At 67.8% G+C, this 6,665-nt stretch carries 8 protein-coding genes; 5 read left to right on the top strand and 3 right to left on the bottom strand.

Annotated elements, in window-relative coordinates:
- The first annotated feature begins 13 nt into the window (after positions 1-13).
- Both FOY91_RS20135 and FOY91_RS20130 read left to right on the top strand, forming a co-directional pair.
- Positions 14-1,159, top strand: a complete 1,146-nt coding sequence (locus FOY91_RS20135) for a bifunctional 2-C-methyl-D-erythritol 4-phosphate cytidylyltransferase/2-C-methyl-D-erythritol 2,4-cyclodiphosphate synthase (protein ID WP_145155695.1) — start codon at positions 14-16, stop codon at positions 1,157-1,159.
- Positions 1,160-1,187: 28 nt separating this feature from the next.
- Positions 1,188-1,721, top strand: coding sequence for a CinA family protein (locus FOY91_RS20130; protein ID WP_145155693.1), 534 nt, complete (start codon positions 1,188-1,190; stop codon positions 1,719-1,721).
- On the opposite strand, the gene FOY91_RS20125 is transcribed toward FOY91_RS20130, so the two are convergent.
- The gene (locus FOY91_RS20125; protein ID WP_145155691.1) at positions 1,667-2,143 is read right to left on the bottom strand and encodes a type II toxin-antitoxin system RatA family toxin; all 477 of its coding nucleotides are present in this window, start codon (positions 2,141-2,143) and stop codon (positions 1,667-1,669) included. The two genes, FOY91_RS20130 and FOY91_RS20125, sit on opposite strands and share 55 nt — an antisense overlap.
- A gap of 27 nt (positions 2,144-2,170) precedes the next feature.
- A complete protein-coding gene (gene lipA / locus FOY91_RS20120; protein ID WP_145155689.1) occupies positions 2,171-3,100 on the bottom strand; it encodes a lipoyl synthase in 930 nt (309 codons plus the stop codon).
- A gap of 65 nt (positions 3,101-3,165) precedes the next feature.
- Here lipA and FOY91_RS20115 point away from each other — a divergent pair, with 65 nt between their 5' ends.
- The 3 genes from FOY91_RS20115 to FOY91_RS20105 all read left to right on the top strand — a co-directional run bounded on the left by FOY91_RS20115 (position 3,166) and on the right by FOY91_RS20105 (position 4,623).
- Entirely contained in the window at positions 3,166-3,801 is a 636-nt protein-coding gene (locus FOY91_RS20115; protein ID WP_145155687.1) for a carbonic anhydrase, read from the top strand.
- Complete coding sequence (locus FOY91_RS20110) at positions 3,798-4,157, top strand: hypothetical protein (protein ID WP_145155685.1); 360 nt, start codon at positions 3,798-3,800, stop codon at positions 4,155-4,157. The genes FOY91_RS20115 and FOY91_RS20110 overlap by 4 nt, the downstream gene beginning before the upstream one ends.
- 61 nt (positions 4,158-4,218) lie before the next feature.
- The gene (locus tag FOY91_RS20105; protein WP_145155683.1) at positions 4,219-4,623 is read left to right on the top strand and encodes a hypothetical protein; all 405 of its coding nucleotides are present in this window, start codon (positions 4,219-4,221) and stop codon (positions 4,621-4,623) included.
- 181 nt (positions 4,624-4,804) lie between these two features.
- Here the strand turns inward: FOY91_RS20105 and ettA are convergent, their stop codons facing one another.
- A complete protein-coding gene (ettA, locus tag FOY91_RS20100; protein ID WP_145155681.1) occupies positions 4,805-6,484 on the bottom strand; it encodes an energy-dependent translational throttle protein EttA in 1,680 nt (559 codons plus the stop codon).
- Positions 6,485-6,665: the final 181 nt, after the last annotated feature.

Raw genomic sequence — 6,665 nt, 5'->3', positions numbered from 1 at the left:
CGCCACCGTCGCGCTGATCGTCGCTGCCGGCAGCGGCACGCGGATGGGCGGCCTGCCCAAGCAATATCGCATGATCGCCGGTCGCAGCGTGCTGGCCCATGCGATCGACCGGCTGGCGGCACATCCCGGCGTGGACACGGTACAGGTGGTGATCGGCGCCGGGCAGCACGAGCTGTACCGTGCCGCGATCGGCGACCGGGCGTTGCCCGATCCGGTGGAGGGCGGCGCGACCCGCCGCGAGTCCGTGCTGGCAGGGTTGGCAGCGGTGGCCACGGCGGATCGCGTGTTGATCCACGATGCGGCGCGCCCGTTCGTGCCCGCCGGGGTGATCGACCGCCTGCTGGCCGCCCTCGATACCACCCTCGGCGCGGTGCCGGTGCTGTCGGTGGCTGACAGCCTCGCGCGCATCGGCGATGCGCTGGGCGAGGCGGTGCCGCGCGAGGGCGTGGTGCGCGTGCAGACCCCGCAGGCGTTCGATCGCGCAGCGATCCTTGCCGCGCATCGGGCCTGGCCGGTGGATCGCGACGCGACCGACGACGCGCAGGTGGCTCGCGCTTCCGGCCTGACGGTCGCCGCCGTGGCGGGCGACGCCGCGCTCGACAAGCTGACATTTCCGGCGGATTTCGCCGCCGCCGACGATCGGATGACCCGCACGATGATTGCCCGCACCGGCATGGGCTTCGACGTTCACGCCTTTTGCGAAGGCGACCGGCTGTGGCTGGGCGGGCTGGAGATTCCGCACGACCGCGGCCTCGCCGGCCATTCCGATGCCGACGTCGCGCTGCATGCGATCGTCGATGCGCTGCTCGGCACCGTCGCCGACGGGGACATCGGCAGCCACTTCCCTCCCTCCGATCCGCGCTGGCGTGGTGCCGCCTCCGATCGCTTCGTTGTTTACGCCCGCGACCTGATCCGGGCGCGAGGTGGCATCATCGACCATGTCGATTGCACGATCATCTGCGAGGCCCCGAAAGTCGGCCCGCATCGGGACGCCATCCGCGCTCGCGTCGCCGCCATGTTGCAGGTGCGAGAGGGAGCGGTTAGCATCAAGGCCACGACGACCGAGCGGCTCGGCTTTACCGGCCGGCGCGAAGGGATCGCGGCACAGGCCGTGGCGACGGTGCGTTTGCCGATCGATACGGATGAGACCGCCGCGTGACGGTTTCGGGCGCGACAGGGGCATGACGATGACGAGCGACGAACGGATCGACACGGTCCTGCCGGAAGAACTGGTGACGGCCGCCCGCCGGGTGATCGAGGCCAACCGCGCGGCAGGCAAGCGGGTGACGCTGGCCGAAAGCTGCACCGGCGGGCTGGTGACGGCGGCCCTCAGCGAAGTCGCCGGCTCGTCCAACGTGCTGGAAGCCGGTTTCGTGACCTACTCGAACGAGGCCAAGATCGAACTGCTCGGCATCAGCAGCGATGTCGTCGAAACCTTCGGCGCGGTTTCCGTGGCGACGGCATGGGCGATGGCGCGCGGCGCGATCGCGAAGACCCATGCGGATACGGCGGTGGCGATCACGGGCATCGCCGGTCCGGATGGCGGCACCGAGAAGAAGCCGATCGGCACCGTGGTGTTCGCCCGCGCGGTGCGCGGCGGTGACCCGGACGATATCGCCGCCGACATGCGCTGCTTCGGCGATCTGGGCCGGGGCGGCGTGCGGCTTCAGGCGGCGCTTTTCGCGCTCGATCTGCTGATGCCGGAGTCGACCGGCCCGTAAAGCTCGGCGGCGCGCTGCTCGAACGCGCCGATCATCCGCCGCAGCGCGCGATCGAACACCTGCCCGGCCAGCGCCTCGAACACGCGCGAGCGGAAAGCGAAATCGACCGCGAAATCCAGATGGCAGCCGCCGTTGCCGTCGGGCCGGAACCCCCACTCGTTGTGGAGATACTTGAGCGGCCCCTCGACATAATCGACGCCGATCCGGCTGGGCCGCGTCTTCTCCACCCGCGAGGTGAAATTCTCGCGGATGCCCTTGAAGCCGACGACGAGGTCCGCGACCGTCTCCGTCTCGCTGTCCGATCGCACGCGCACCGCCTGCACCCACGGCAGGAACTCGCGATACCGCGGTACGTCCGCGACAAGATCGAACAACTGCTCCGGCGTATAGGGCAGCGTGCGCGTTTCGTGATGCTTGGGCATGGCGGGCCTAGATGCGCCGTATCGCCATCACGCCACCGCCACCTTCGCCAGTTGCGCCTCGCGTGCGGTGCGCAGCTTCGCGAAGTCGTCACCGGCGTGATAGCTCGAGCGGGTCAGCGGGCTGGAGGCGACGAGGAGGAAGCCCTTGGCACGCGCGATCGCGGCATAGGCGCCGAACGTCTGCGGCGTGACGAACTCGTCAACCTTGGCATGGCGCGGCGTCGGCTGGAGATACTGGCCGAGCGTAAGGAAATCGATGCCGGCGGACCGCATGTCGTCCATCACCTGATGCACTTCCAGCCGTGTCTCGCCGAGGCCCATCATCATGCCGGACTTGGTGAAGATCGACGGGTCGAGCCGCTTCACCTGCTCCAGCAGCCGCAGCGACGCATAGTAACGCGCCCCGGGGCGGATGGTGGGATACAGCCTCGGCACGGTTTCCAGGTTGTGATTGTACACGTCCGGCCGCGCCGCCACGATCGACTCGACCGCCGCATCCGCCTTGTTGCGGAAATCCGGCGTCAGGATCTCGATGGTCGTCTTCGGCGTCGTGCGGCGCAGCGCCTCGATCACCTTGACGAACTGGCTGGCGCCGCCATCGGGCAGATCGTCGCGATCGACCGAGGTGACGACGATATGCTCGAGGCCAAGCTCGGCCGCCGCATCCGCGACATGCTGCGGCTCGCTCAGGTCGACCGCCTTGGGCATCCCCGTCTTCACGTTGCAGAACGCGCAGGCGCGGGTGCAGGTATCGCCAAGGATCATCACCGTGGCGTGTTTCTTGGTCCAGCATTCGCCGATGTTCGGGCAGGCCGCTTCCTCGCACACGGTGGCAAGGTTCAGGCGGCGCATCAGTGCCTTGGTTTCGGCAAACGCGGTGCCGCCGGGCGCCTTGACGCGGATCCAGTCGGGCTTGCGCGCGCGGGGCGGCTGCGGAACGGCGGTGGAAATGCTCATGGCCCCCAGATAGCGAGTGCGGCCCCGGCTTGCCAGCCCCTCGGTCGGTTCGCTAGGGCATCCGCATGACCGATTTCATCCAACTTATCGATGGCTACCACCGCTTCAAGGCAGGCGACTGGGCACACCAGCGCGAACGCTGGGTGAAGCTCGCCGCCGGGCAGGATCCCAAGGTGATGGTGATCGCCTGCTCCGACAGCCGGGTCGATCCCACGCAGATCTTCGACGCCTCGCCGGGCGAGATGTTCGTGGTGCGCAACGTCGCCAACCTCGTGCCGCCGTTCGATCAGGGCGGCGGGCATCATGGGGTGTCGGCGGCGCTCGAATTCGCCGTCACCCAGCTTGAGGTGCCGGAGATCGTGGTGATGGGCCACGGTGCATGCGGGGGCGCCAAGGCCGCGCTGACTCAGGGGTTCCGCGATGCCCGCTCCGGTGAAGGCGGCTTCATCGCCGACTGGATCTCGCTGCTCGACGAAGCGCGCGAGGAGGTGGTGGCGGAGCATGGCTGCGATGGCGCCGATGCCACCCGCGCGATGGAGGAAGCGGCCGTCAAGGTGAGCCTGCGCAACCTGCGGACCTTTCCGTGGGTGAAAGAGCGGGAGGACGCCGGCAAGCTGCGGCTGCACGGCGCCTATTTCGCCATCGCCGACGGCCTGCTGCATGTGATGGATCCCGAGACCGGCGCATTCGCCCCGGCGTGATGCCCACGCTGCCGCCGACGCGCAGTTTCCTGCTGCTGGCGCTCGTCGGCGTGCTGGTGGCGCTCGTGGCCGCGTCGCTCGTACGATCGGGCGTGGGCGCGAGCGATTCCGGACCGCTGCTGCTCGGCGCGCTGGTGGCGGGGGCGGCGCTGGCGATGTTCAGCCTCGTGCCGCCGGCGTTGCGGCTGTTGCTGGCCGGATGGCGCCGCGTGGGCATCGGCCCGCGCGATCCGGCGCTGTCGGCGCGGCTGGCGGATGGGCTGGCGCTCGCCGTGTGGGTGCTGTGGCTGGCTGGCGGAGCGGTGGCGCTGCCGGCCGCATGGGGGCCGCTGCTCGCCAATCTGGGAATGCGTTGACCGCCAGGCGGGAACACCCGGCCGGCGATTCCGTTGTCGCTCCGTTTTGAGGAGCAGAGCCATGACGCTATTTCGTTTCGCCCTTGCCGCCGCCGCGATGGCCGGCTTCGCCATGCCGGCGGTGGCGCAGCAGCAGACCACCCCGCCCAGCCCCGCCAATCAGGCCGCCAACGTCCGCGAACAGCCCGTCACCGATGCGCTTAACGCCGGCGTACAGCAGCATCTTGAGACTCAGGCGGCGATCACGGCCGACCAGCAGGCGCAATATGATCTGGATCGGGCCGCCTATCGCGCAGCGGTGAAGGCACGCGCCGCCGTAGTCGGGCAGGATACCGCCCGCGCCATGCGGCAGGAGGATGCCTATGCCCGCGCGATGATCGTGTGGCGGATTCAGACCGACGAATGCAATCGCGGCATCCTCAAGTCGTGCAAGAAGCCGACGCCGGTGCCGGCGGATTATTATTGAGGGAGCGAATTATGCGCCCCCTGCCGTGATCCCAGCGAATGCTGAATTTCCGGAGGGCAGCTACCGTCGATCGCACCAGGCGTTAGCTCGAGTCCCCTGAGATCCCAGCGCTCTTCGGGATGACGGAGTGGGTTTGAGAGGCTGCTTCAACAGGGGGGCGTAAAGGCCGCCCCCCTCGCATTCACCGCGTCAGCTTCTTGTACGCCAGTCGCGTCGGGCGATCGGCGGCGTCACCCAGACGGCGCTTCTTGTCTTCCTCGTAGCTCGCGAAGTTACCCTCGAACCATTCCACATGGCTGTCGCCCTCGAACGCGAGAATATGCGTGGCGAGGCGATCGAGGAAAAAGCGGTCATGGCTGATGACCACCGCGCAGCCGGCGAAGTTCTCCAGTGCCTCTTCCAGCGCGCGCAGCGTCTCGACGTCGAGATCGTTGGTCGGCTCGTCGAGCAGCAGCACGTTGCCGCCCTGCCGCAGCATCTTGGCCATGTGCACGCGGTTGCGCTCGCCGCCCGAAAGCTGGCCGACGCGCTTCTGCTGGTCCCCGCCCTTGAAGTTGAATGCGCCGACATAGGCACGGCTAGACACATCGTGCTTGCCGAAGGTGAAGCGCTCGAGGCCGTCCGACACCTCCTCCCACACGTTCTTGTTCGCGTCGAGATCGTCACGGCTCTGGTCGACGTAGCCGAGGCGCACGGTCGGCCCCACGTCCACCTCGCCCTCGTCGGGCTTTTCCTGACCCGTGATGAGGCGGAACAGCGAGGTCTTGCCCGCGCCGTTCGGCCCGATCACGCCGACGATGCCCCCCGGCGGCAGCGTGAAGCTGAGGTCCTCGAACAGCAGCTTGTCGCCATAGGCCTTCGAGACGTTCTTGACCTCGATCACCTTGCCGCCGAGCCGCTCGGGGATCTGGATCAGGATCTGGTTGGCGCCGGGGCGGCGATCGTTCTGCTTCTCGACCAGTTCGTCGAACGCGCGGATGCGGGCCTTGCTCTTGGTCTGGCGCGCCTTCGGGCTCTGCCGGATCCACTGGAGTTCCTGATCGATCGCCTTCTTGCGACCCTCCTCCTCGCGCTCCTCCTGCGCCATGCGCTTGGATTTCGCCTCCAGCCACATGGAGTAGTTGCCCTCGAACGGCAGGCCGCGCCCGCGATCCAGCTCCAGCACCCAGCCGACCACGTTATCGAGGAAGTAGCGATCGTGGGTGACGAGGATGACGTTGCCGGCATAGTTGATGAGATGCTGCTCGAGCCACTGGACGCTCTCGGCATCGAGGTGGTTGGTCGGCTCGTCCAGCAGCAGGATTTCCGGCTTTTCGAGCAGCAGCTTGCACAGCGCCACGCGGCGGCGCTCACCACCCGAAAGCTTGGTCACGGCGCTGTCGCCCGGTGGGCAGCGCAATGCCTCCATCGCGATCTCGAGCTGATTGTCGAGAGTCCAGCCGTCGACCGCGTCGATCTTCTCCTGCAGCACGCCCATCTCCTCGAGCAGCGCGTCGAAGTCGGTGTCGTCCTTGGGATCGCCCATTTCCGCCGAGATCGCGTTGAAGCGGTCCATCATGTCGGCGACGGGGCGAACGCCGTCCATGACGTTCTCCTTCACCGTCTTGCTCTCGTCCAGCTTCGGCTCCTGGCTGAGGTAGCCGACACGGCAGCCGTCGGCGGCCCATGCCTCGCCGGTGAATTCCTTGTCGTAGCCGGCCATGATCTTCATCAGGGTCGACTTGCCTGCGCCGTTCACGCCGATGATGGCGATCTTGGTGCCCGGCATGAACTGCAGGTGGATGTTGTTGAGCACCGGCTTGGGCGCGCCGGGGAAGGTCTTGGTGAGACCCTTCATCACAAAGCTGTATTGCACGGCCATCGGCTGTGGTCTCCGCGAGCTGAATCTGGTGTGGATTTGGCGCTGCCAGTAGCCGAATGCGCGCCCCCACGCAAATTGCGCCGCACGGCCACGCATCGGCGTGCGGCGAGGCGACCGTTGCGCTAGGGGGACGGGATGAAGATGCCCCGCCCCCGCCTGCCCGGCGTGCTCGCCGCCGCGC

It is taken from the genome of Alterirhizorhabdus solaris, from assembly GCF_007785815.1.
Taxonomy (GTDB): Bacteria; Pseudomonadota; Alphaproteobacteria; order Sphingomonadales; family Sphingomonadaceae; genus Alterirhizorhabdus; species Alterirhizorhabdus solaris.
The sequence above is the reverse complement of the archived record's forward strand: the minus strand, read 5'-3'. Positions and strand labels throughout refer to the sequence as shown.